Annotated in this window: 19 protein-coding genes; 10 read left to right on the top strand and 9 right to left on the bottom strand. The window is 63.8% G+C overall.

The window, feature by feature from the left end; all coding sequences use genetic code 11:
• Window positions 1-263 precede the first annotated feature (263 nt).
• On the top strand, window positions 264-1,568 hold the full coding sequence (locus H6718_27760) for a hypothetical protein (GenBank protein ID MCB9589242.1): 1,305 nt from the start codon (window positions 264-266) through the stop codon (window positions 1,566-1,568).
• Between the two features lie 53 nt (window positions 1,569-1,621).
• The gene (locus tag H6718_27765) at window positions 1,622-2,413 is read left to right on the top strand and encodes a hypothetical protein (GenBank protein ID MCB9589243.1); all 792 of its coding nucleotides are present in this window, start codon (window positions 1,622-1,624) and stop codon (window positions 2,411-2,413) included.
• Window positions 2,414-2,419: 6 nt separating this feature from the next.
• Here H6718_27765 and H6718_27770 read toward each other — a convergent pair whose 3' ends face one another.
• The 3 genes from H6718_27770 to H6718_27780 form a co-directional block, all read right to left on the bottom strand.
• Entirely contained in the window at window positions 2,420-3,208 is a 789-nt protein-coding gene (locus tag H6718_27770; GenBank protein MCB9589244.1) for a hypothetical protein, read from the bottom strand.
• A 594-nt stretch (window positions 3,209-3,802) separates the two neighbouring features.
• Window positions 3,803-4,957 (bottom strand): recombinase RecA, encoded by a 1,155-nt coding sequence (gene recA / locus H6718_27775; GenBank protein ID MCB9589245.1) that lies wholly within the window; start codon window positions 4,955-4,957, stop codon window positions 3,803-3,805.
• Window positions 4,958-5,255: 298 nt separating this feature from the next.
• Entirely contained in the window at window positions 5,256-5,756 is a 501-nt protein-coding gene (locus tag H6718_27780; GenBank protein MCB9589246.1) for a hypothetical protein, read from the bottom strand.
• A 106-nt stretch (window positions 5,757-5,862) separates the two neighbouring features.
• On the opposite strand from H6718_27780, the gene H6718_27785 reads away from it, so the two are divergent.
• Window positions 5,863-6,363 (top strand): hypothetical protein, encoded by a 501-nt coding sequence (locus H6718_27785; GenBank protein ID MCB9589247.1) that lies wholly within the window; start codon window positions 5,863-5,865, stop codon window positions 6,361-6,363.
• A 27-nt stretch (window positions 6,364-6,390) separates the two neighbouring features.
• Here H6718_27785 and H6718_27790 read toward each other — a convergent pair whose 3' ends face one another.
• The 3 genes from H6718_27790 to H6718_27800 form a co-directional block, all read right to left on the bottom strand.
• The gene (locus H6718_27790) at window positions 6,391-7,635 is read right to left on the bottom strand and encodes an HlyC/CorC family transporter (GenBank protein ID MCB9589248.1); all 1,245 of its coding nucleotides are present in this window, start codon (window positions 7,633-7,635) and stop codon (window positions 6,391-6,393) included.
• 137 nt (window positions 7,636-7,772) lie between these two features.
• Complete coding sequence (locus tag H6718_27795) at window positions 7,773-8,849, bottom strand: hypothetical protein (GenBank protein ID MCB9589249.1); 1,077 nt, start codon at window positions 8,847-8,849, stop codon at window positions 7,773-7,775.
• A 66-nt stretch (window positions 8,850-8,915) separates the two neighbouring features.
• Window positions 8,916-10,325, bottom strand: coding sequence for a serine/threonine protein kinase (locus H6718_27800; GenBank protein MCB9589250.1), 1,410 nt, complete (start codon window positions 10,323-10,325; stop codon window positions 8,916-8,918).
• 69 nt (window positions 10,326-10,394) lie between these two features.
• Between H6718_27800 and H6718_27805 the strand changes: the two genes are divergently transcribed.
• Window positions 10,395-11,048, top strand: coding sequence for a hypothetical protein (locus tag H6718_27805; GenBank protein ID MCB9589251.1), 654 nt, complete (start codon window positions 10,395-10,397; stop codon window positions 11,046-11,048).
• Window positions 11,049-11,216: 168 nt separating this feature from the next.
• Here the strand turns inward: H6718_27805 and H6718_27810 are convergent, their stop codons facing one another.
• On the bottom strand, window positions 11,217-12,356 hold the full coding sequence (locus H6718_27810) for a hypothetical protein (protein ID MCB9589252.1): 1,140 nt from the start codon (window positions 12,354-12,356) through the stop codon (window positions 11,217-11,219).
• A gap of 278 nt (window positions 12,357-12,634) precedes the next feature.
• Here H6718_27810 and H6718_27815 point away from each other — a divergent pair, with 278 nt between their 5' ends.
• The 4 genes from H6718_27815 to H6718_27830 all read left to right on the top strand — a co-directional run bounded on the left by H6718_27815 (window position 12,635) and on the right by H6718_27830 (window position 16,131).
• Window positions 12,635-13,279, top strand: coding sequence for a hypothetical protein (locus H6718_27815; GenBank protein ID MCB9589253.1), 645 nt, complete (start codon window positions 12,635-12,637; stop codon window positions 13,277-13,279).
• Between the two features lie 204 nt (window positions 13,280-13,483).
• Window positions 13,484-14,524: a site-2 protease family protein gene (locus H6718_27820; protein ID MCB9589254.1), complete on the top strand. Its 1,041-nt coding sequence runs from the start codon at window positions 13,484-13,486 to the stop codon at window positions 14,522-14,524.
• Window positions 14,525-14,550: 26 nt separating this feature from the next.
• Window positions 14,551-15,357 (top strand): UDP-3-O-acyl-N-acetylglucosamine deacetylase, encoded by an 807-nt coding sequence (locus tag H6718_27825; protein MCB9589255.1) that lies wholly within the window; start codon window positions 14,551-14,553, stop codon window positions 15,355-15,357.
• Between the two features lie 15 nt (window positions 15,358-15,372).
• Window positions 15,373-16,131 carry a hypothetical protein gene (locus H6718_27830; protein MCB9589256.1) on the top strand — a complete coding sequence of 253 codons (759 nt, stop codon included), beginning with the start codon at window positions 15,373-15,375 and terminating at the stop codon, window positions 16,129-16,131.
• Between the two features lie 21 nt (window positions 16,132-16,152).
• Here the strand turns inward: H6718_27830 and H6718_27835 are convergent, their stop codons facing one another.
• Window positions 16,153-18,183, bottom strand: a complete 2,031-nt coding sequence (locus H6718_27835; GenBank protein MCB9589257.1) for a cyclic nucleotide-binding domain-containing protein — start codon at window positions 18,181-18,183, stop codon at window positions 16,153-16,155.
• Between the two features lie 241 nt (window positions 18,184-18,424).
• On the opposite strand from H6718_27835, the gene H6718_27840 reads away from it, so the two are divergent.
• Window positions 18,425-19,309: a bile acid:sodium symporter family protein gene (locus H6718_27840; protein MCB9589258.1), complete on the top strand. Its 885-nt coding sequence runs from the start codon at window positions 18,425-18,427 to the stop codon at window positions 19,307-19,309.
• 65 nt (window positions 19,310-19,374) lie between these two features.
• Here H6718_27840 and H6718_27845 read toward each other — a convergent pair whose 3' ends face one another.
• The gene (locus H6718_27845) at window positions 19,375-22,104 is read right to left on the bottom strand and encodes a DNA translocase FtsK 4TM domain-containing protein (protein ID MCB9589259.1); all 2,730 of its coding nucleotides are present in this window, start codon (window positions 22,102-22,104) and stop codon (window positions 19,375-19,377) included.
• Between the two features lie 444 nt (window positions 22,105-22,548).
• Here H6718_27845 and H6718_27850 point away from each other — a divergent pair, with 444 nt between their 5' ends.
• On the top strand, window positions 22,549-24,240 hold the full coding sequence (locus tag H6718_27850) for a hypothetical protein (GenBank protein MCB9589260.1): 1,692 nt from the start codon (window positions 22,549-22,551) through the stop codon (window positions 24,238-24,240).
• Window positions 24,241-24,425: the final 185 nt, after the last annotated feature.

Here is a 24,425-nt window from a genome sequence, read left to right on the forward strand (position 1 = left end):
CGCTCGAAGGGACAGCTCGGACTTTCGGTTGCAGGCGCGCTTCGCTCCCATCCGGCAGTCGGCGTGTCAGAATGTCAGGGAGCGCGGCTACGCCGGGGTTCCAGCGCCGAAGTGGCGCAAGCAAGGCTCGCATCATCAGGTTCAGACGGCCGCAAGGCACCAAAGCACGGTTAAAACGCCGCTCAACTTCCACCTCTTGCTAGACGCACAGCACGCGATCCAGGTTTGCGCCATGGCACGCTCTGTGCTCAAAAGGCCCAGCGATGTCGCCGTTTCAACCCAAGTCTTCTCGCCACGCTCCTCGTAGCCGACTGTGGCTGAGCCTGCTGGTCCTGGGCGCGTTGTGGCTCCTGCCCAGCGCCGCCTGGGCACAGTTCGCGGTCGCCACGTCTCAATACGATCGGACACCCAGCGTCGAGCGGAATGACGCCAAGCTGAACCTGACGATCTCGAAGGCAGACTGCGACGCGGATGGCTACTTCGAGCTGTCGGCGAGCGGGGCGACCGTGGGCAACACCCTGTCGGTGCGAGCCGGCACTTGCAACAGCGAGAACTACAACGACGACACCCAGTGCGCGCTCCTGAAGACGACCCAATCGGTGAAGGAAGCGAACTTCACGTTCAAGATCCTATTCAAGGAGCTCATCCTCGCGAAGCGCCAGCTGGTGAAGCGCTGCACCTCGGCAAACGAGACGCAAGAGGGCTGCACAGTGGCCACCGCGTGCACGGATCTCGAAGCCGGTGCGACCACCGACGTCACCCTGACGATCTCCCTGGATAGCAGCAGCGTTCCCGCTGCGAACGTCGGCTGGGACGTTGCCTACGATCTTGCCGGTCCCGACGGACCGAGTGATGTTTCCCTGGGGTTGGGAGAGGACCAGCTGAAGGTCTCTTGGACGGCGCTGAACGACGGCGACATCGCAAGCTATCAGTTCTTCTGTGAACCCAAGCCGGGCGGCACAACTACCCAATCATTCGAGCCAATGGGCCCGGCAACGGGCGGAACCGCGGGTATGGCGGGTGCCAGCAGCGGGGGAACCGCAGGGACCGGCGGAGTCGCTGGCAGTGGAGCGGCGGGCACAGGAGGCGCTGGCGGCAGCTCGGGTGGAGCAGCAGGCAGCGGCGGCACACTGAGCGCTGCCGGTAGCAGCTCAACGGCGGGCAGTGCAGGCACGACTGCCGCGGCCGGAAGCGGTGGAAGCGCTGGAAGCACCAGCAACTGCCAAGCGAGCGTGCTCGTACCCGGGGAGATCCCTCCAAGCGAGTACAAGTGCGGAGAAACCACCAACAGCATCGCTACCTCGGGGACCGTAAAGGACCTGGCGAATGGCACCGAATACACCGTGGGGGTTGCTGCCGTCGACGACCTCGGAAACGTTGGAACGCTCTCGGATCTCGCTTGCGCCACTCCGGAACCCGTCGATGACTTCTACGAAGTCTACCGTCGAGCAGGCGGCGAGGGTGGAAACGGTTACTGTTCGATCAACCAGTCCAGCGCGCCTGGAATGCTCGGCCTCGTACTCGTGGCAATGGGCGCGCTGGTGTGGCGCCGACGCCGCATGAAGTGAGCCGTTTACCCCGCGGAAATACCTTCTCTCCAAGGCCTATCAGGACTTATAGCGTGTTCGACCCCAAGCATCTTCGGCGCCCTCTGCTCAAACTGTCGCCCATTGCACTCGCCGCAAGCACGTTGGCTTGGGCCGCCCCTGCCACCGCCCAAGGCGTGGACGAGCTTGGGGCCTACGGAGGCCGCGAGGACGTTCACTTCGAGTCTCCGCAGTATGGCGCGGTGGAAGTCCGTTTTGGGCGTTACGTCCCAAACGTCGACGATGAGTTCAACGGAGCCGCGACTCCGTATGCCGATACCTTCGGCGACGATAGTCGCTACCTCATTGGACTCGAGTTCGACTGGCAGCTGCTTCGCATTCCTCACTTCGGCAGCCTCGGGCCCGGTATCGGCTGGGGCTACACGAAGTCCACCGCGAAGGCGCCTCTGACCAGCACCGGCGAACGCTCGGAGCAAGAGACGAGCTTGACGATCATGCCGATGTACCTCGTTGGTGTGCTTCGCGTCGACGTGCTGGCCAAGGACTTGGACATCCCGTTGGTGCCTTATGGCAAGGCGGGCCTGGGCTATGCGCTGTGGTGGAGCCGCTCGGGCGATGAGTCAGCGCGAGACGACAACGGCACTATCGGGCGCGACACGTCTTACGGTTGGCAGTTCGCGCTGGGCGGCATGTTGCTCTTGGACTCTCTCGATGAGCGCAGCGCGATCGAGATGGACGAGAACTCAGGAGTGAACAACTCCTACTTCTTCCTCGAGTGGTACGTCAGCAACCTCGACGGCTTCGGCGGCGGCAAGATGAACGTCGGCGACAACACCTGGATGCTGGGCCTCGCCCTCGAGTTCTGAGATCAATCAACGCCAGCGCAGCAGCCGGTCGATATGAGCGCGCTCCCACTCGAGCGCCCGCTCATAGTGGCGGAACTCCTGCTCGCGACGGTGAAATTCCTCGCTATGCAGAATCAGCCGACCGTTGCTGCGCTCAGCGGGGACCACGTGGTGCAACAGCTCGTGAAAGACGATGTACTCCACGAAGTAGCGAGGCACCCAACGGTTATCCAAGACGGGGTGAATGCGGATCAAGCGCTGAGGCGAACTGTAGGTCCCCAGCTTGATCGCGCGGCGCGCGCGGCCGCGAGGCGCGGTGCGACGCGCCCACGTGATCATCACGTCATCAGTCGAACCGTCGAAGTAGCGAAGGTCCAAGCGCTGCTTGATCTGCAGTAGATCGTGATGCTGACCCCGGGCACGCAGCGGGACCGTAACGGGACGCTTGGGTCGAATGCGATGGCCGTTGGCTTCGATGAAGTCGCCGATCACCTGAGACGACGCGCGATCCCCGTGTGCAACGAACTGCACCAGCGCCTCGAGCACTCGCTCCGGAGCATCGAGGAACATCATGTGGACCCGCACCCGCGGGATCCCGCGCTCTTTGCCGCAGCTCACCATGCGGTGGAGGTTGTCCGTCACTGCGAGACGAACGGGCTGCCCTAGCGCGTTCTCGATGCGCCGCTCCAACGATTGGCGAGCGCCTTCGTGAACGAAGATCTGCGGAACACGCGTCGCGAACTGGAGCGGCAGCTGCAACGCGCGCCAGTCTGGAAGTCGCACGGCCGCTGGAGCCAAACGCGGTGCGTGGGTCAGCGGCTTCGCGCGCCCGCGCGTGACGCCGGAGGGCGTTGCGAGCAACCAGGAGAGCGAGGCGGGACGAGGCATGAGGGGACGAATGGACACGCCGACCTTCGGCGTGGGATGCAGTTGAGTTCCCGTGTTTCGGGACTCGCAGAGAGCCCTCTTCAGCACGTACGGACAGCCCTAGGCGCCGTCAAGCGAGGCCCAGAGGCTCAATGATTTCCACAACCTAGGAGGCCTGCCTGGGGATCCGACCCGGCTGACTTCAAACACTTGAAATCAAAACAAAAAGGCGGGAGCCGGGGGGCAAAATCCCCACGATCTGGGGCGAGTTGTCCCCAGCTTGCGCGCAGTGGGTGGGTGAAACTGAACCCCCGTTTGACGCGCTTCTGCCCAGCCTCTCCAGAGGTTATCCACAGGGTGTGGAAACAAAGTCCAAGGGCAGGCTGGCTCCACGAGCTGGCGTCACTGACCACTGCATCCATCGGACGCGGGCGGTGTGACTCGGCTGAGACACGTGCCGTCCCAGGCGTGTCTTCGATTGCCATTCGGTTGCGGCAGAACGGAGGACAGACCTGCGTCGCCACACGCGACGCGGTTGGCGGCCTAGTTCCGTGCGCTTGGGCGCGCCTTTGCGGACTGCTTCGCCGCTCCGTTCGACTTCTCGCCGTTCGATTTCTCGTTCGCTGCTTCAGCACTCGCCGTGGCCTGCGCCTCTGCGGCCGGTCCCGATAGCTTGCGCTGGATCCCCGCACGCTCGAGCACCATACGCTCGAGCTTCTCCATCAGCGCGGGATGCTCCTCGAGGTACGTGCGTGAAGCGTCTCGCCCCTGTCCGATGCGCTCACCATCCATCGAGTACCAGGCGCCGCTCTTCTGGACGATACCCGCATCGACCGAGAGATCGAGCACCTCACCCGAACGGCTAACGCCGTTGCCGTAGATGATGTCGAACTCCACCTCGCGGAACGGCGGAGCCATCTTGTTCTTCACGACCTTCACGCGCGTGCGGTTGCCCACCACGGACATTTCCCCCTTCTTGTCCTTGGAGGCTTCCTTGATCGCTCCGATACGACGCACGTCCAGGCGTACGGACGAGTAGAACTTCAGCGCGTTGCCACCCGTCGTCGTCTCAGGGCTGCCGAACATCACGCCGATCTTCATGCGGATCTGGTTGGTGAAGAAGAACAGCGTGTTCGAGCGAGAGACTGAGCCCGTCAGCTTGCGCAACGCCTGGCTCATCAGACGCGCTTGTAGACCAACGTGGGAGTCCCCCATGTCGCCTTCGATCTCTGCCTTGGGCACCAGTGCAGCAACGGAGTCGACGACGATGATGTCCACCGCGCCAGAGCGCACCAGCATCTCTCCAATCTCGAGGGCCTGCTCACCGTAGTCGGGCTGGCTGATCAGGAGCTCATCCGTCTTCACACCGAGGCGACGCGCGTAGGTGACGTCCAGCGCATGCTCAGCATCGATGAACGCTGCAACGCCACCTTGGCGCTGTACGCTGGCGATCGCGTGGAGCGTCAACGTGGTCTTACCGCTCGACTCCGGGCCGAAGATCTCCACGATGCGCCCGCGAGGATAGCCACCGATGCCAAGTCCCAGGTCCAGGCCAAGGGAGCCGGTGGGCACGACAGGAACGTCAGCGCCGATCTTCTCGCCATCCTTCAAGCGCATGATCGCGCCACGACCAAACTCCTTCTCTACACTGGCAACGGCGAGCTCGAGGGCTTTGGCTTTTTCCTTGTCGTCCATCATGGCGCGTCTCCTGTCCTGATCTTCCGCTTCCGGCTCATGGCTAGCGGTGCGGTTGTTGGCGGCGGTGTTGCTGTTAGTCCCGCGAACGACTGAACAAATACTGCTCAACCGTTCAGATGTCAATTCGGCGCCGTGGAGGCTGCTCGGTTGCTCGCCAGCGGGCCCCAACGACGAGACGGAATATGCTGCATTTCCTGAGAGTTAGCCAGGGACCACTATGACAGACAATGTCCGCCGACCAAGGCGCGGAGCAGCACCTGCGCACCCTCACCCCCAACCTCGAATCGGGCGTCGATCGCTAGAACTCGCAACCCGGTTCCACGCTCTGTGCGCCCCCATCGAACCAGTCGAGGAGGGTTTGCTTCTCGGGGGCCGTGAGCCCTTCGACCGGCGGCTCCAACGGCTCAGCTAGATCGTTGAAGAAGGTCGCGGGCATGAAGTCGGTCTCGACCGCGTTCTGCATCGCCATCCAGCGCGGATTGCCGATGTAATCCTGCTGCGTGTCTTCCCACGTTGCGAGGGTGAACGGAGCGCCATTCTCAACTGGATCCCCGTGGCAACGGAAGCACTTGCTCTGCAGCACCGCGTACACATCGCAGGGGTAGCCGGGCCCAGCAGCAGCAGCCTGGCCACCGCTGCCACCTAGGTTGTTGATCGAATCGCAGTCGTAGCTCGTGCACTCAGCGGCTTCGTGATCGCCACACGCAACGGCCAAGCCAACCAGGCTGAGCGCCGCGCACGGTACTCGCAACCAACGCAACGCCCGCGGGCGCGTCCGCTCCCATCGCTGTTTACCCATGCTCCCCGACTCTAACCTGCTGAACTCGGGGAGGCCCGAGGCTTTGGCTCACAATCCGAAGATCTCTCGCGTCGCGCTATCAGCCCTGCCCCAATATCGTAGCCGGATGGACAATCCGTACGTCGAAGGCGAGTTGGAACCTGGACTGAAGGCGCTGCTCGAGAAGATCCAGGCAACCAAGCTTGCCCCTGTGCCCAACGAGGAAATGATGGAGATCGCCGACGGGCTAGGGCCTGGGCCTCTCGCGGCGTTCGCCTACGCCCTGGGTTCACACCTGTGGATGGATGATCTTGGAACGTATGAGACCACGGCCGAGCTCGCAGATGAGTCGTACGACGACATCCGCGGCTCGCTGAGCGATGCGGGTCTGGGTGACCACGCCGCGCTGTTCATCGGCTCCGATGGCGGCGGCGAAGAGAGCCTGCTGATGGTCGACGAGGCCACGCCTGCGGGCTACGGGATCTACCGCTTCGCAAACGACGGCATGCGCTACGCAAACGGCAAGGACCTGATCCGCGTGGGTCTGATTGGCGACCTGCTTCGCGAGCTGACATCAGCGGAGGACGGCCTCTCGGACGACCTGCAAGCAGTTCTCGACTCGCTCTGAGCGTGATTCGCTGAACCAATCAACACACTAGCTCGGCGGCACCATGCTGCGTGGTCCCTGACGGATCTCCACCCGCTCGGCGCGCTTGGGTGACGCAGCCAGCACCTTGAACGTGAAGCCGCCGAACTCCACCGCGTCTCCAGCCTTTGGCACACGGCCGAGCTGCTCGGCGACGAAGCCGCCGATGGTCACGGTCTCCAAGTCTTCGGCTTGAATGTTCAAGCGATCGAAGACCTTGCGGGTCTCAGCCATGCCGCGACACACGAGGTTGCCGTTCGGCCGCTGCTGCACGAAGCGATCGATGCGATCCGTCTCGTCTTCGATCTCGCCGACGATCTCCTCGAGCACGTCTTCCAGTGTCACGATGCCCGTGGTGCCGCCGTACTCATCCACAACGATCGCCATGTGACGGCGCTCTTCCTGGAACTTCCGCAGCAGCTGATCAAGCAGCATCGACTCAGGGACTACGACGAGCGGCTGCAGGTGCCTTTCCCAACGCGGCTCGTCGGGGGACTCCCGCAGCTGGAACATCAGCTCCTTGACGAGGACTACGCCTTCTACTTCGTCCAGGTTGCCCGACTTGGTGAAGGGAAAACGGCTGTGATTCGAGCGTCGGATCACCTCGAGATTCTCTTCGATGTCTTTGTTGCCGCTGAGGTACTTCACACCTCCGCGCGGAACCATCACATCGTAGGCAGTGAGTTCCTTCAGCAGCGTCGCGCCTTCGATCATTCCGGCGACCATCGCCCCCACGGCGCCCTCGGTGCGACCGAGCATTGCGAGCAGGCGGATCTCCTCCACCGAGGTCACGGGCTTCTCCGGATTCCCTCGGCGCAGCAAGCTGGAGAGGAAGTGGGTGACGAAGAGCACCGGCTTGAAGACGTAAGTGAGGAAGTTGACGAACACCGCGACGAACGGCGCGAAGCGCTGCGCCTGAGACACACCGAGCGTCTTCGGCACGATCTCAGTCAGCAACAACACCGCTAGCGTGAAGACCAGCGAGAAGATCCACAGCGTGGACTCATCGAAGACCTCACCGTAGCTAGCGCCAGCCACGGCGGCGCCGATCGTGTGAGCGACCGTGTTGAGCACCAGGATCGCCGCAATGGGCGCGTCGATCTCTTGCTTGAACTTACGCAGGAGGCGGCCTGCCCGCGAGTCGCCGAACTTAGCGACTTGTGCGTGGGTCAGGCTGAGCAGGACGGCCTCGGACATCGAGCACAGGAATGAAAACGTCAGTGCCGAGGCGACCGCCAAGACGAATGAAAACATCGGGGAGGCCCGAGGTTATCACCGGATCTAGGTTCGCCCGCCACCACCACCGCCGTGGGAGCGCAAAGCCCAGGGTTTTACAGGGCATTCTTCAGGATTTTGCAGCGAAAAGTGCGCTAGCTGCGCGCGAACGCCGCTCAGTCACCCAAGTCGGCGAGCCCGCGCAAACCGACGAAGTACGCCTGAGTCGCGGGCGCATCGTAGCCGAAGAACTTCTGAATGTAGCCCGCCTCCACTGCCAGGTGCTCAGTCACCAAAAAGTAGGGGAGCAGTGCTAGCGCGAAGCGCGCGGAGCGAATGCGGTCCTGATGCTGGTGAGCTTCGGTGTCGCCCGGCTGCGGCAACACTTGAGGACTGTAGGCGCGATCGTAGCGCTCGTCGAAGCGCTCGTTGATGTCGCCCTCCACATAGGGGCCGAACTTCAAGCCAGCTTTCCAAGGCAACAGCCACTGCCGGGCCTTGAAGTGAAACAGATTCCCCAGGGCAACGCTGCCGTTCTTCTCTTTGCTGAAGGGGCGCGTACCTAGACCAACATAGAGCGTGCTCTCGTAGGCTAGCCAGTTCGTGAGCTCCACCCCACCCTGCCAACCGAACGCGAAGTAGTCCATGCGCGGGTTGCCGAACTTCTCCAGGTTCATCCCCACGGGCGCGCTGAACTTGAGAAACAAGCCCAGCGCGTACTTCGGATCGTGGATGATGGCTCCGCTGAACGTTGCGCTCAGGATCGTACCGTCGTCCTTCTCGTAGAACCGACACAGGCCGTTCCCGAGGTACTCGGCGCCCGCGGTGCACTCGGGTTGGATCTGCGTGGCGGTGGAGCTCCCGGCGGGCTGAATCGCCCACTCGCCAGGATCGTTGGTCTCCTCGGGCGTCGTGAAGTAGGTCGCCTCTAGCCGCGTGGAAAAGAACTCGATCGGCCCGAGATCACCCCAGGTGTAGCCCACACCGAGCTTGTACTCTTGCCAGCCCTTGACCTTGCGATAAGAAGCCTGGTTCTCGTTGGGCTCGAGCTTGCCGCGTTCCAACGTGAGCTGCGCGTTGACGTCGATCTCTCCCGGGTGGCCACCAACGGGAGTCGACACGAACGCCGACGCGGTGTTGCTGACCCCCAGCGCGGCCAGGCCACACAGTGCGCCCAGCAGCCACTTGCTCGCGACGCGCAACGCGCTTCGATCCGCCTCAGCCTCGACGCCCTGTTCCCAAACCTCGTGCATCCCACCCCCTACGCAGGTTGGCCGTTTCGGTTACGTTCTCCAACGCTTTGCGGCCCAGCGGGCGCTTCAGTACGGGTTCTTGCGCAGCGCCACTCGGCCATGCCGCGCAGCCTTTCGCTTTGCCTTCCCGCGAGGCCCGGTGCTGCGTTGCTGCGTCGGCGTGGCTTGCTTTGGCTGAGCCGCAGGAGCGTCGGTCTTGATGCTCTTGTCGAGGCCAAGGCCGCGGGTCATCGCTTCCACCAAGTCCGGGGACTGCTGAGCGGCTTCTTCGACGGGTGTCACCTCGGGGCCCTCACCGGATCCCTCCGCGGCGGTCACGTGGGTGGTGTGCGCCTTGGTGTGGCGCTCCGCGGCGGCTGCAGGTTCGCCGCTGCTCGCGGTGAGCGCCATGCCGAGCAAGGTGCCCCCCAAGGCGGAACCCGCCGCGACCAACACTCGCGAACGCCCCAGTCGCGCCAAAGCACTCGCTGGGGGCGCTGCTGCCGGGGCGCGCGAAGCTGGAGCTGGAACAAGCGAAGCGCGGGACGGCGGCAGAAAGGACGCGCGCGGCGGAACCGCAGTCACGCTCAAGCGATCCGTTGCTCGCCGACGCGGCCCCGGGCGCTCCAGGCCCAGTTGATCCGCGAGGCTCAGCGCGAGTCGCTCGAGTCGCTCAGCCAGCTCGCCAGCGCTCGCGATGCGATCTTCCCGATCCTTCTTGAGGCAGAGGTCGACGATGCTCGCCAGCTCCGGATCGACGCTCGGCATCGCCTCCGTCAACGGACGATGCTCCCGCGTCATGATGTCGAGCATCAAGGCGTTGTAGTTTGCCGCACGGAAAGGACAAGCGCCAGCGATGCACTCGTACATCTGCACGCCAATCGCCCATAGATCCGTGCGCGGGTCGACGTCTGCGGCGCCACCCGCCTGCTCTGGACTCATGTAGTCCGGCGAGCCGAGCACCGCGCCGCTACCAGTGCGGATTTTGCCGTCGTAGTTTGGCCCAAGGTTCTTGCTCACCCCGAAGTCCAAGATCTTCGGAACCGGTGGGCCGTAGCTCTGAGCGGCCAAGAATACGTTCGCGGTCGAGAGGTCCCGATGGATGATGCCCTTTTCGTGAGCCAGCTTGAGCGCCTGGGCGACCTGACTGAAGATCAGGCACACCTCGAGGCTATCCAGCACCGTCTCGCGACTGAGCCGCGCTTCGAGGCTCTCACCTTCGAGCAGCTCCATCACCAGGAACGGTCGGTTGTCTTCGAGCTGCCCGACGTCGTAGACCTGAATGATGCTGGGATGCATCAGCTGCCCGGTGGCTTGCGCTTCCTGAAAGAAGCGCCCAAGCGCCTCTTCATGCTCCGCCAGCTCAGGGAGCAGCAGCTTGATGGCGAAATCGCGATCCGTGTAGCAATGCCACGCAGACCAAACTTCACCCATTCCGCCTTGGGCCAGGCGGCGCCTCAGCACGTACTTTCCGACGATCGAATCCCCAGGCTTCACGAACGAAATTGTCGCCAGAGGGTGTGCATTGCGGCCAAGATCCGGACTGTGAATTCTTCGTCCACGCGCGTGTCACGTTCCATCGCGTTCGTTCGGCGCACTTCAGTAACTCTGCTCGCGCTGGGTTTGTTCGCCTGCCAGAAGGACAAACCAGAGAGCACCGAAGCCACTCCGGATCCCTCCGCATGGTTCGCACCAGCGAGCGCGTCGGGGCTCACGGCGCTTCCAGAACCGGAGGCCAGCGCTGAGGCCGAAGAGCCCGCGAAGGTGGACGACGATGGCATCGTGGAGGCCCCCGTACGCCGCGTTCGGCCCAAGGATATGCCGGTGCTGCCGCCGGCCCCAACCGAGCGGGGCAAGGATCCCAAGACGGCGAGCATCGACGCGGTGATGGGCTCCTACGGCTTCCCCGTGCACAAATCACTCAAACACCTGTGCGCGGGCCGCGTGCTCGAGAGCGGCGGTGGTGGTTACACCCAGTGGGACGCCTTCACCTCCACCGAGGCCCCCAGCGCGCTCCTCACCTCGTACACCAGTCGCCTTGGAGAGAACGGCTACAAGGACGACAAGAGCGGGGGAACCTGGCGACTACCCGCGGGCAGCAAGTCGCCGAACCGCGTCCTGAGTATCCTCGCGGTAACGGATGGAGGGCCGCATCGCGGCTGTGACGAGAAGCCACCGGCGGATGCCAAGAGCGTGATCATCGCGAGCAGCCGGCACTAAGATTGAGCCAGCTTGGGGCGAGCTGCGGTGGACCTCACCCCCAAAAACGCGCCAGAACTCCGCGTTTCGAACGCTTTTTCTTTGGGGGGGGAGAACAAAATGCAACGCGGCGCCACCCAAAGGGGGCACCGCGTCGTTCGGCCTCTTTAAGCCGTACGGAAACGCTTTTCAGCGCTGTTGAGCAGCCGCAGCGACCTGACGTTGCTGCTGCTGGAGGTACTGAGCCACGGCACGGGAGCGCTCGATGGCGAACTGCTTCACCTCGCGGTTCGGTGAACCCGCGAGTGCGTTCAAGAGCTTGGTGACCTTGTCGATCTGACGGCTCTGGAACAGCGCCTCGAAGTAGTTGTTCGCCAGGCGCACGTCGCGCGCCATCTTCGCCTCGTGAGGCTGTAGCAGGCTGATCACCTTGGGCAGGTCGCCCTTTTGGCCGTGCAGGGCGGAGAGGCACACCAGGGCCAGGGGGTCGTCGCTGTTGCGCTCGACGGCCTTCTCGGCCCACTTGAGCGCCTGCTCACGGGTGCTCTCTTCGTTGGCGTAGAAGCCTTGGATCGCGATGTACGGCGCGGCGGTGGCCTTGTTCGCCTCCTTGCTCGCCAGCTCATCCACCGCCTTGACCGCGGCGTCTTCATCGGAGGCTTCGCGCACCTGGCTAAAGAGGTACGCCCAAGCATCGACGCACTTGGGATCGATCTCGATTGCCTTCTCGATCAGCTCGCGTTCCCCCGCGGAATCGCCCTTGCCCTTGGCGACCTTGGCGAGGTGCAACGTGGGGAACGGATTGCCCTTGAGCAAGTTCTGCGCGCCCTTGAGGGTCGCTTCCGCCTTTTCCCACTTCTCTTGCTGGAGCTGGGTCACGCCGAGTCCGAGCCAGTCCTCGCCGACCATGCCGCCTTGAGCGACCACCTTGGCGAGCGCCTTCTCCGCCGCCTCGAGGCGCCCGTACTTCACGAGCTCCTGGGCGTACATGCGGCCGGCGTTCAGATCGTCCTTGTTCTCTTTCCAGTTCTTCTCGAGACCAGCGAGGAGATCCTCCAAGCCGATAGCGATCGGACGACCTTCTTGATCCGTGACCTGCACCGCCGGACCGTTGAAGCCGAGGAGCTGCCACATCTGCTCGGGAGTCACGGCGAGGGGCCCCTTCTCCAGCTGGCCCTTCAGCTCGTCAGAGGGCTGCGTGAGCGGCAGCAGGATCAACGCGTTCGATGGCACGCCACCGGGGAACGCGCTTACGGGGGCCACGATGGCGGCACCGCCAGTCAGCTGAAGGTTCGCGGCTTGAGCGCCGGCAGGCAGATTCTCAGTCATGGATTCCTCTCGAGTCCCTCGCGGCGCACCCTGCTTCCGGATACTCGGCAGCGGGTTCACGGCATCACGGGGCGCGCAACCTAGCAGCGCGCCGAGAGCCGAGCAACACGCGCGAAGCATGCTCGAAAGTCGCATCTCTCCGGCTCTGAACAGGTGCTCTGAGGAGCTGCTCTGGGCTGCCGCGAGGGCGCAAGAATCGCCGCGCCGCGCGCCGTCGATCATGCCCGGAAAGCGACGAAAGGCTCACGCGCCGAGGCACCTCGAGTAAGGTTTGAGGCATGACATCACGCGTCGCTGCGCAGCGCTTCGTTCCGAAGCACGTGCCCGCCTCCCCTCGTCGCGTTCCCTCGTTGGTCGCCCTCGCGGTCGTGGTCACTGGACTCTGTCTGGCTGGCAGCGCGATTGCGGACACCTCGACCATCAAGCGTCCCGGCGCTCACCCGCGCTACTCCCTGGAGGCCGAGCCTCATCTGCTGCTGGGCGTGGGCAATGCACCAGGTCCGGTTCAGGGCAACGGCTACGGTCCTGGCGGGCGCTTCACCTTCGAACTGGTGGACAACGGGTTCGTCAGCTCGATCAACAACACCGTTGGAATTGGTTTCGGTGCGGACCTGTTGTTCTACGGCAGCGCCGACGCGGTCATCTGTACTGGGCCAGTGGGCAACCAGACCTGTGTACGAGAGAGCCGCGACTACCGCGAGCTGGTGCTGCCGCTCGTGATGCAGTGGAACTTCTGGGTGTCTCGAGATTGGTCGGTCTTTGGTGAGCCGGGCATCGCCTATCGCTTCCGGCGCAACGACAAGGACCGACTGGACCCGTTCGTCTTCTACGCAGGTGGCCGCTACCACTTCGCGGACAACCTGAGCCTGACGCTCCGCCTGGGCTATCCAAGTGTATCGGTGGGTGTTTCGTTCCTGCTGTAGGCCAACCGGGCTGGCAAGACTGAGTCAAAACTGAACAGCTCGCCAAAAGCTGAACCAAAGGGCTAGCTCGCCCGTAAGTCCTATTCGGCCGCTTTTGTTCGAGGCCGCTCGAAAATCGGTGAGCCCAAAGCAGGCGAGCAACGCTGACGCCTCGCCGGCGGGGCGTGGCGGCGATGGGCCAAGCGGACTATACACAGAGGATCGATGGATAAGGTTATCGGCATTGTCGCGGCAATCTTGGGGTTGGGTTTGCTGATGGTGGTGCACGAGTCCGGTCACCTCGTGGCGGCTCGGGCGTTCGGAATGAAGGTGCTGAAGTTCAGCATCGGCGTCGGGCCAGCCATCTGGCGTCACAAGCCGAAGGACAGCGACACCATCTACCAGGTCGCGCCGATCCCCTTCATGGCGTACGTGCAGATCCACGGGATGAACCCGCTGGAGGACATCGACCCGGATGACAAGGAGAGCTACGCGAACGCCAGCTTGATCGCGCGCATCACGGCGATCTTCGCGGGCCCTCTCGCCAACTATTTGTTCGCATCAATTCTTTTCCTCGCGGCAATCTTGGTTGGGGGAGAGAAGAAGGCCACGCTCAGCGTCGACACAGTCAGCAAAGACATGCCTGCGGCGGCGGCGGGCTTCAAGAGCGGCGACACGATCAAGAGCATCGACGGTAAGCAACTCGAGACCTGGAAGGATCTGCTAACCACCGTCCAGGCTAGCCCCGACAAGAAGCTCGAGGTGGTAGTCGATCGCGAAGGCAGCGAGCAGATGCTGACCGTGACCCCGAAGAACGCCGAAGGCAAAGGCCTAATCGGGATCAGCTCCAAGGAGCTTCGCGAGCCGGTTCCGTTCGGAAAGGCAGCGAAGCTTGCCGTGGTCATGCCAGCGGAGCTGGTAGGCCAGATGCTGGCAAGCCTCGGACGCCTGATCACGCTGAAGGAGAAAGCGGAGCTCGGTGGACCGATCCGCATCAGCGAGGAGATAACCAAGTCCGTCAAGCACGGGCCCGACTCCTATCTCATGCTGCTTGGCGTGCTGAGCACCTGGCTCGCGGTGTTCAATTTGCTGCCGGTGCCCGCGCTGGACGGCGGCCGCTTGATGTTCCTCGGCTACGAGGCGATCACTCGTCGGCGCGCCAACGCAAAGGTCGAGGCAACCGTGCACCTGGTTGGGATGGCCGTGCTCCTGATGCTGCTACTCGTCGTCAGCGTGGGCGACGTCGGTCGTCTCACTGGTAGCTAGCACCCGTTGCAACTAGGCTCGCCGCCATGGATCGCATCGCGTTTCATGGCCGGGGCCTCCACACCGGCGCCCTGTGCAGCGTCGCGATGGATCGCGATCTCGGGCCGGTGCGCTTGCGGATCGGCAAGAAGAGCCTACCGCTCGACGAGCTCGAGGTGCTGCGCACCGACTATGGCGTCCAGGTTGGAGTCCAGGCTGACCCCAATTTCCGCCTAGATTTGTTTGAGCACCTGTGTGCCGCCCTGGCAGGCCTCGGCGTGTACGAAGACGTGGAGATCCGCGCGAGCGGGCCGGAGGTGCCGCTCTTGGATGGCGGTGCACTCGAGTTCAGCCTCGCTTTGCTGGGCCTGGACTTGCCGGAAGCGCCCCCTCGCTATGTGATCGCGCGACCGGGCGAGCTATCGATCGGCACCGCGCGCTACACCTTTCAGCCAGCCAATCACGTGCTCGTCCAAGTGTGCGTCGACTTCCCCGGCGTCGGCGAACAGTGGGCTACCTGGGACGGCACTCGCTCACACTTCCTGGCGGAGATCGCTCCAGCTCGGACATTCGGGTTTCGCAAGGATCATGAGCGGCTCCTCGCGGCGGGGCGCGCGCGGGTCGTAGACCCACGGAGCGTGATGGTGCTGGACGACGCGGGCGCTGTGATGCCTCCCGGGGGACCGATGCGAGGCGCGGAGTTAGCGCGACACAAGCTGCTCGATCTCCTGGGTGATCTCTACCTCTGCGGCGGGCCGCTCTTGGGCGAGCTGACGGCGGACCACCCCGGCCACGGCAACAATCACCGCTTGATGCGCGCCGCCAAGGAAGCGCAGCTGATCCGTCGAGTTTAGGGTATGGTTCCCAGCGTGAGGCGGCAGAGCCAGCGCCAACGCGGAAATGATGAGCCACGCGCCAACGTGGCGGAGACTCGGCTACCGCGGTTCTCGAGAGGGTTCGCCCTCGGCACGCTGGCGATCGTCGGGAGTTGGCTCTTCTGCGCCTGCGGGACGCCCAAGGTCAGCATGCACGAGGGACCGCGGGAGTACGTCTCCACCGACTATGAGGCCGTCCTGCGTGATTGGACTCGGGACGCAGAGCTCATCGTCATGAGTGAGCTCGACAACGTGCTCAACGTCACCGCGACGTACGAGAGCTGGGATTTCCGCTGGGCGTACGTCGTGCGCTACTCGTCCGACTATCGCCTGACCATCGACCAGCGCAAGCTGCTGCTCGAGCGCTCGCTCTCGGAGTCGCGGGAGTACCACCAGTTCTACACCGCGCTCTTCGCAGAGAAGCACAAGTGGGCCGATCTCACGGCGGAGAACGCCGCCTGGATCGTGCGCTTGATTGACGAACAGGGGAACGAAACCGCCCCCAGCGAGATCGTCGTGATCAAGCGTCCGGGAGCCATCGAGCGCACGTACTTCCCTTACACCACGCCCTGGCGTAGCGCGTTTCGCCTGCGATTTCCCACACGGAAAGCCGATGGTTCACCCACCATCTCGCCCAAGGCTCGCTGGTTCGGGCTGCGCTTCGCGGGCGCTCAGGGCCACCAAGAGCTGACTTGGGAGATCGAGGCCCGCGACTCGAACACGCAAGCTGTCAGCGTCGCTGGCGCTGAGTAGCCGGCCTGACCCGACGCTGGCTCAAGCGCTCAAAATCTCGAGCAGCGGGGGCACCATCATCAACAGCTCATGGGCGGTCATCCGCTCACCAAAGAGCACCACGGCGCCCCCTGCGCCGGCGCGTACGGTGGCTGGCGCCTTGCCGGCACTCAGGATCTGCGCGGGCATCACGAAGTCGCCTGGCAAGAGCTCCTCCACGTCGTCGCCGTTGACCTGCTCGAGGCGGCCAGCGCCGACGATGAACAGGCCCGGTACGGGACTCCCCGCCTCCACCACCACTTCGTCAGGCAGCAATCGACGGACGTCGAGACGATCCGTGACTTGTCCGCGTAGCGTCTCATCCAGGCGCTCGCCGAGCATGCCCATCGCGGCTCCCGCCAGGGACTGGAAGCGATCCGCGACCAACTTCAGCTCGTCGGCGACCCATGGGCAGTCTGCGGTGGCGCGTTCCATCGCGCCCTTTCTCCACACGGCAACGGTCGCGCCCGCCTCGCCCGCGACAGCGCGGAGCGCCACGCCCTCTTCGAGGGAGCCCGTGGTGAAAACGACATGTCCAACTCCCGCGGAGGCCGCGACCAAATCATCCACGGCTGGCATGACTCGCACCTCGCCGGCGGTGACCAACGCGACCTCGAACTGGCTGATTTCCTCGTCTATGCCAAGGGTGACCAGCTCCGCGCTCTGCACCAGCTCGAGCTGGGCCTCCTCCGGCAAGTCCTCCAGCCCCTGGACCTCCATCAGTGAAACGCCCTCGACCATCGGTCCAAGGCCTGCGCTGAGGGGCACCTCCGTCGGGCGTTCGTCGACTGGCGGTGGCAACGAAGAAGGCGACGCGGGCTCAGCGGCGGTGAGCTTGCGCTCCGTTGGATCGGCGCCCGGAGGCTCCGACTCCAGATCCACCGAGGGGGGTACCGACGACGTCCGGTCAGCCACCACCGTGGGACGATCGAAGGCGACCATCTGCTCGGTGACGTCCTCCGTATGGGGACGCGGCACGCCTGCGTCCGGACGACGCGCCGCGGGCATGACGTCGGTAGGCGTTGCCGTACGGATCCGCTTGAGCGTCGGAGCATCCTGAACCGGGGCCTCGGACGCGCTGTGTTGACCAAAGTCGGGCGTCGGTCGATCTGCCGTCGATTCAGGGATCAACTCCGACATGGACACGGGCGCCGCGGAGTCCATCAAGGAATCCACGCCGCTCGCCTCGATCAACTCGGAGGCAGACACCGGTGCCGGCATCGACGAAGGCGTGTCGCTCAGCAGCGCATCGACGGAAGAGTCTCGCCGCATGCGATCCAGCGCTTGAGCGACCCGCTCCGTGTTCCCACCGGGCTCCTCGTCCATCTCGACCGCGGTGTCGCGGACCAGGTCAGCATCCAGGCTCACCGCTTCGGCGATCGCACGCGGTGGAGGAAGTGGTGGAATACCCGTCGCGCTTGGGGGCGGCGGTGGACCTCCGGCGCGCGGCGGGCGCGGCGGTGGCGGAGCCCCAGTGCGCGGCGGTGGCGGAGCCCCAGTGCGTGGTGGCGGAGGCGGACGCCTCGGAGGCGGCGGAGGGTGATTCGACACCGTCACATCTGGCTCGCGCTCGCTGGGCTGGCGCGACTTCGCCCTCGCGGCTGCAACCTCTGCGCTCTGATAGGTGGACTGCTGCGTCGAAGCGAGATTGACCGGCGGAGCTGGAGGGGAGGGACTCGCTGCAGGATCTGAAATGACGACATCGACCTCTATGTCGCCAAAGCTGTCTCGCGGTCGGACGTCAGCGAACGCCTCGAGCTTGGGCGCGGACGTGATGACGTCCGTCTCTTCCTCGCTGGAGGCGAGGTCTGCCATCTCGTTTGCGATGCGCGTCGCGACCTGATCGATTTGCCCCGCTCGCTCAGTCGCCCCGACGCCCTTCGCGAAATCTTCCGCGCGCCGCAGCCAGGTGATGGTGTCCGCGTAGGCCTGACGATTCCACTGCACGACGGCCGTCTGCAGCGCCCACGCGACGTCCTCATCATCGTCTTCCCGCGGCTCGGGGATCTCGAACGCCAGCAACCTCGAAGTCATCAGAACCCAGGAGGCGCTCATCATACGTCCCGGTCGCGGCGTGCGGGCAAGCGCGTACGGGCGATGTAGTGACGAGTTGCGCCCCTCCACGGCATTTTCCACGCGGGACCGAATTTTCCGGGTCGAACTTCCCCTGCGGCGGTTACCAAACAGCTGTTAGGATTCGGCCGCTCGGCTGCCCGAGGGCGTCCAACGTATCGCGAGACGCGCGGGCGGGGTGTGTGGCCGAGCATGGAGGGTCATGGAGTCGAGTCTGCTCGTTAAGGTCGTTCTGCCTCTGGCGTTGTTCGTGATCATGCTCGGCATGGGCATGTCCCTGGTCCCCGCCGACTTCGGCCGCGTGGTGAAGAAGCCGAAAGCAGTTGCCGTGGGGATTGGCCTGCAGATGCTCGTGCTCCCGCTGCTTGGGCTGGGAGTGATCAAGGTGTTCGGCCTGACGGGCGCGATGGCGGTTGGCCTGTTCGTGTTGGCGCTGAGCCCCGGCGGCACGACCTCCAACATGCTGAGCTACCTCTCCAAGGGGGACATCGCATTGTCCATCACGCTGACGGCGGTGGTCAGCCTGGTCAGCCCCTTCACGCTTCCCCTGCTGCTCGCTCCGGCCCTCGAGCACTTCATGGCCGCGGGGCAGGCGATCAAGCTGCCTATCGCGAAGACCATCGTCACGCTGGTGGCGATCACCGCGCTGCCGGTGGGCATCGGCATGTTCATCCGCAGCCGCGCTCCCGGATTTGCGATCCGCTCGGAAACGGCGGTGAAGTGGCTGTCCCTGCTGTTCTTGGCGCTGGTGATCGCGGGCATCATGCGCGAAAACTGGGAGAAGCTTCCTGATTTCTTCGCGCAGGCGGGTTTGAGCAGCCTCGCCCTGAACGTCACCGCGCTGGCCCTCGGCTTCTTCGTGTCCAAGGGTGTGCGACTCGGGCGCGAGCAGTCAGTGACCATTGGCATCGAGGTGGGCATTCAGAACGGCACGACCGCGCTCTTCGTAACCACCGAAATCCTCAAGAACGCCGAGATGGGGATCCCTCCAGCCATCTACAGCCTGATCATGTTCGCGACGGGCGCGATCTTCGCGGTATTGGTGAACCTGGGGCGTAAGGGCACCGAGCCGGCGGCTGCGGCGTAGCGAGCTCCCTGGCGGCGCGCAGCACTGAACGGGGGTGAGCGGCTTACCCTCCCCCCCAAAAAAGCTCAGTGATTGGAGATCAGGATCTCGCGATCCTTCGCGCCGTTGGGCGGACCAACGATGCCTTGCTTCTCCATCATCTCTACAATCTTTGCCGCGCGGTTATAGCCGATGGTCATCTTGCGCTGCAGCCAGCTGGTGGAGCAACGCTGGGTCTCGGCCACGATGCGCACTGCTTCGTCGTAGCGCGCGTCCATCGGCTCGGAGTTGTCCTCGTCTCCGCCCTCCTCTTCGGCGGCCTTCAAGATCTCATCTTGATAGACAGGCTCACCTTGGGAGCGGCAGTGGTCAGCCAGCGCGTCGACTTCTTCCTCACTGATGAAGGGACACTGCACACGCCGAGTGTCGTTGGCGCCGTTCATCTTCACCAGCATGTCGCCCTTGCCGAGCAACACTTCGGCGCCCATCTCGTCCAGGATAGTGCGGCTGTCCACCTTCTGTGCCACACGGAAAGCGATTCGGGTGGGGAAGTTGGCTTTGATCATGCCGGTGATGACGTCAACGCTCGGGCGCTGAGTCGCCAGTACGACGTGCATCCCGGCGGCTCGTGCCTTTTGCGCGAGGCGAGCTACGGACGCCTCCACGTCTTTGCCTTGCTGCATCATCAGGTCGGCGAACTCGTCGATCACGATCACGATGAAGGGCAGGCGGTCCGGCAGCTGCAGGCCGTCGTCGCCCTCCTTTGCCGCGGGGATCTGAATCTCTTCACCCGAGGCATCGACGGCGGTCACCGTTTCAGCCTTGGGCAGCTGGATTTCACCGTTTCGCACCCGATCGACGTAGCGATTGTAGGTGCCGATGTTCTTCGTCCCGGCGTTGGCAAACAGCTGGTAGCGGCGCTCCATCTCGTCGACGGCCCACTTGAGTGCCGTCGCGGCCTGCTTCATGTCGGTGACCACCGGCAGCAGCAGATGTGGGATGCCGTCGAACGGCGCGAGCTCGACCACCTTGGGGTCGATCATCAGCATGCGCAGCTCTTCCGGCGAGCGGTGATACAAGATGCTCGTGAGCATCACGTTGAGCCCGACGCTCTTACCGGCGCCGGTCGCGCCCGCTACGATCACGTGGGGCATGCTGGCCAAATCCGCATAGAAAGGCGCGCCGACGATGTCGCGGCCGAGCACCACGGGCAGCGGCGCCTTCTCCGCCAGTTTGGCGAAGCGCTTGTCTTCGATCAGCTCGCGCAGGTTGACCGGCACGCGCTCGTCGTTGGGTAGCTCGAAGCCGATGCGGCTCTTGCCGGGGATGGGCGCGATGATGCGCACCTTGCGGCTCAGCCCAAGCGCCAGGTCATCGCTGAGCCCCGCGACCTTGCTCACCTTGGTGCCCGCCTGGGGCGCGACCTCGTAGGTGGTGACGGTGGGCCCTGGATGGATCTCCTCCACCTTGCCGGTGACGCCGTAGTCGGCCAGCGTCTTCTCGAGACGATCCGAGAGCTCCAGCACGGAAGCCTTGTCGACTTCTTGAATCGTTGGCGGCGGTGCCTCCAGGAGTTCGGTAGACGGCAGCTCGTAGGTGCCTGCCTTCTTCTTGGCGATGCGCCGCGCCTTCTCGGTCTGCTGCTGAGGCTTGGTGTCGACGATGGTAGGCCCGAGTTCGACGTCTTTGGCTTTTTTTCCCTTGGATTTCTTGGGGGTGAGGTCCACCGCCTCGGGCTCCTCGGCTGCCTCGAGCAGTGTCTCGTCGGGCTGCTCCGGCTCGACTTCCGGGGCTTCTACCTCGATCTGCTTCTGCTTCTTTCGCTTCCGCGGAGAAACATCTTCGGCGTCGTCACTCCCGAGCACGGCGTCAGCCAAAGTGGGAGTCGGCGTCTTTGCTTGAGGCGCCTTGCTCACCTCCTCGGCTTGAGGCGGCGACTGAGTCTGCCCTGGCTCAGAGTCGAGCTTGGCGCGCAGCTGGAAGGTTTGCTTGAGTTGCTCGCTGAGCGCTAGCGGCGGCTCGCCGGTGGACTCGAGGGGCGACCAATCCGAGTCGTCGTCAGTGAGGTGCGCGATGATCGCTTCATCGCTCGGTTTGTCGGAGATGTGCGGCAGCTTGGCAAGGGCTGCCTCCGCCCGCTTTTGTTGGCGGATCTCCTGGGCCTGTCGCCAAGCGACACCCAGCCGGTCACCTGCCGCACGGAAACGCACCATCAGCCAGCGACCAAAGGTCATCGCCTTTTGGCAGAGTTCGATGAAGGAGAAGGAGCTCCGCCCAATGAGGATCAGCCCCACGGCGGTGCTGCCCACCAGAAACGAACCCAAAGTGCTGAACATGGCGCGCATCAGCTCGCCAAACAGCAAGCCGACGTTGCCTGCAGCCGGCGCTCGCCCGAAGGCTAGGAGCTCTGGAGCGACCACCTGCACCAACGATGAGAGGATGATCGCGACAACCAGATCGCCCGCCAGTCGCAGGGCGTTCGCGCGATTCGCGCGCTTCGTGAAGAGCGGCGCGCTGAGCAGCGCCAGCTCGATCGGTGCAAACCAGGCAACCAGCCCAAACGCACGCACCAGAATTCCCGCGACGAAAGCACCAACGGGGCCCATCCAGTCGGCCCCCTCGAGGGCTGGGTCCATCGGGTCGGTGCGCAAGCTGGCCAGCGCCAGGCATAGGAAGACGGCGATGGCGAACAACAGTAACGCCGCCGCCTCGCGTCCCTTCCGCAGAGGCTCGGCATGGCTCGCAACTTTGGCAGGCGCTTCCGGTTCGTCAGCGCCAGCGACCGCACGTCGGGGAGTGAAAAGCCTTGCACCCATTCAGGATTACCTTTGCCTACATTAGCGCACCTCGCCCTACCAGGAAAGCTCCTGCTGGGTTTTCGGCCAGCCCGTGCGCGATTGGAGCCGGGATGGAAGCGAGCGCACTTCGATAAGCCGCGATTGCCGCTCACCTGGTGGGTTTGGAGCCGCTAAAGGAACCACGCTGGGCGACCGTCAGGCCACAAAATGGCGGGGATGAGCCCAGCCACTGCTAGCCTGCGGCAGCGTGGGACAGGTAGAAGGTCCTGAGGGCACGATGCACTTGGTCGTCTGCTTGAGTCACGACGACAGCGAAGGCTACTATTTGACGCGGCAGGGCCCAGCTGGGCGCCCGCCACCATCAGCCTCACGGCGTTCTCCCGCGGATACGGAGAGGGCAGTGAGGCGTCTCCCGCTTAGCAAGCGGGCAACCGACGGGTTGGGGAGAAGATAGGTAAACCAATGGTATGGCGCCTTTACGCGCGGCGAGCCGCTGCAACCGGGATGCTCACGGCGACCCTCGCCTCCGTCTTCATCACCACTGGGTGTCGAACCACCACTGACGATGTGCACCGTTGGGGCCGAACCAAGCAAGGTCCCGGAAAGCTCATCGCGGTACTCACCCACGACAAGTACCCGCTCGATCTGCGCGTCGAAGCGGCCATGACGCTCGTGCGCATGAAGCCGCGCGGCGGAAAGCGCGTTGGCATCACCTGCGCCGACAACCCCGAGTGCGTGGGGTTGCTGGAGGCGTTGAGCAACCTGGCGGCGGAGGACCGAAAGGAGATCGTCGCCAAGGTCGTTCCGCAGTTGGTCGCCGAGATCCGTAAGCCGCCGCCTCAAGCGCAGGCAGGTCAGCCTGCTCCCGCCGACACCTCGTACCCCTACAAAGATGCGGCCTATGCGCTGCTCACCTACGAGGACAAGGACCTGATTGGCGACGACAAACTGCGCAGCGAGATCAAAGCCGCGCTCGCTGAGTGGGCCATGGCGGACTTCGCCAATCGCCTAGACAACACCACTCAGATGTCAGGCATGGAGCAGGTGCTGCGCACCCTAGGTGCTCCAGGTGTGAAGGAACTACCGAAGCTGATGGTGCCCGGCGCGAAGCGCATCAGCAACATGGCGAGCATGGTCGCCGAGCTCGGCGACGCGGAAACGAAGCTCGCTGCCAGCACCGCGCTCGTGAAGATCGCGAAAGAGATCGAGAGCGAGCGTTGGAAGAAGCAGAAGGAAGCCGCTGTCGACGCCGCAAACAAGGCGTCGGGTTTGACCAAGGTCACCAAGGATCAGCTCGCTGGGCAGCTCGAGGCCTACCAGGAAGAAGAGCTGCTCCGCACCTTCAGCTCGATGAAGGAAGTTGGCGGCAAGCCGGTGGTCGACTACCTGCTCGAGTACGCGTCCCGCGAAGACAAAGAAGGCAAGCTGGAGAAGCGCCGCGCAACCGCGTTGGCGGCGCTGGCCGGTCACCTCGACAAGGATCGCCCCGAGCAGATCGAAGTCGTGATGAAGCTCGCGTCCGCGTCGGACACCTCGAACACCATTCGCTCCGTCGCCCTTCAGCGCGTCGGCGAGATGCCGCGCAAGCTCGTGATCGACAAGCTGTACGAGCTGTTCAAAGCCGACGACTGGAAGCTGCGCTGGGTTGCCGCGGATCTCGCGCTGCGCATGAGCGATCAGAGTCAGCTCGATGAGTTCATGAGCAAGCTCGCGCGCAACGACAAGGGCATGTCGATCTCCGAACCCGTGCTTTACGGCGTGCGCATGGGCGAGCTCAAAGGCGACAAGAAGGGCGACGAGCTTGCTGACAAGTACCTCGGCTCTGGCTACTCGCCGTCGGTCCGTCTGTCCGCATTGGCGTATTACAGCAAGTACGGAACAAAGGATCAGCTCGGTAAGGTGACGCCTTTCGAGCAAGAGTCCACCCGCGTGCCCAGCTGCAAGGCCGATGACTGCGAGTGGAAGTGTGAGGTCCCGGTGGGCGACAAGGGGGACAAGACCGAGACCAAAGAAGTCTCCAACATTGGGGAGTTCGTTCGCTACTGCGTGAAACCTTCCATGGAGAAGCGCACCGAGGCCGACAAAAAGAAGGAAGAGGAAGAGCGCAAGAAGCAGGAAGCCGCGAAAAAACAGGCGGAAGACAACAAAGAATGAGTAAGCTCTCGACCCCCCACCTGCTGAAAGCAATGAAGCTTTAGGGCTCAAGCATGACGGATCCCAACAAGAAGACGCCTCGCTCCTTCCAATGCCGCGATGCCCTCTGGGTCAGATTCGAACAGATGGCACAGGAGCTAGAATGCTCCGTCGACTACCTGATCAACGACGCGATGAAGCAGTAC

Source organism: Polyangiaceae bacterium (assembly GCA_020633205.1).
Classification (GTDB): Bacteria; Myxococcota_A; Polyangia; order Polyangiales; family Polyangiaceae; genus JAHBVY01.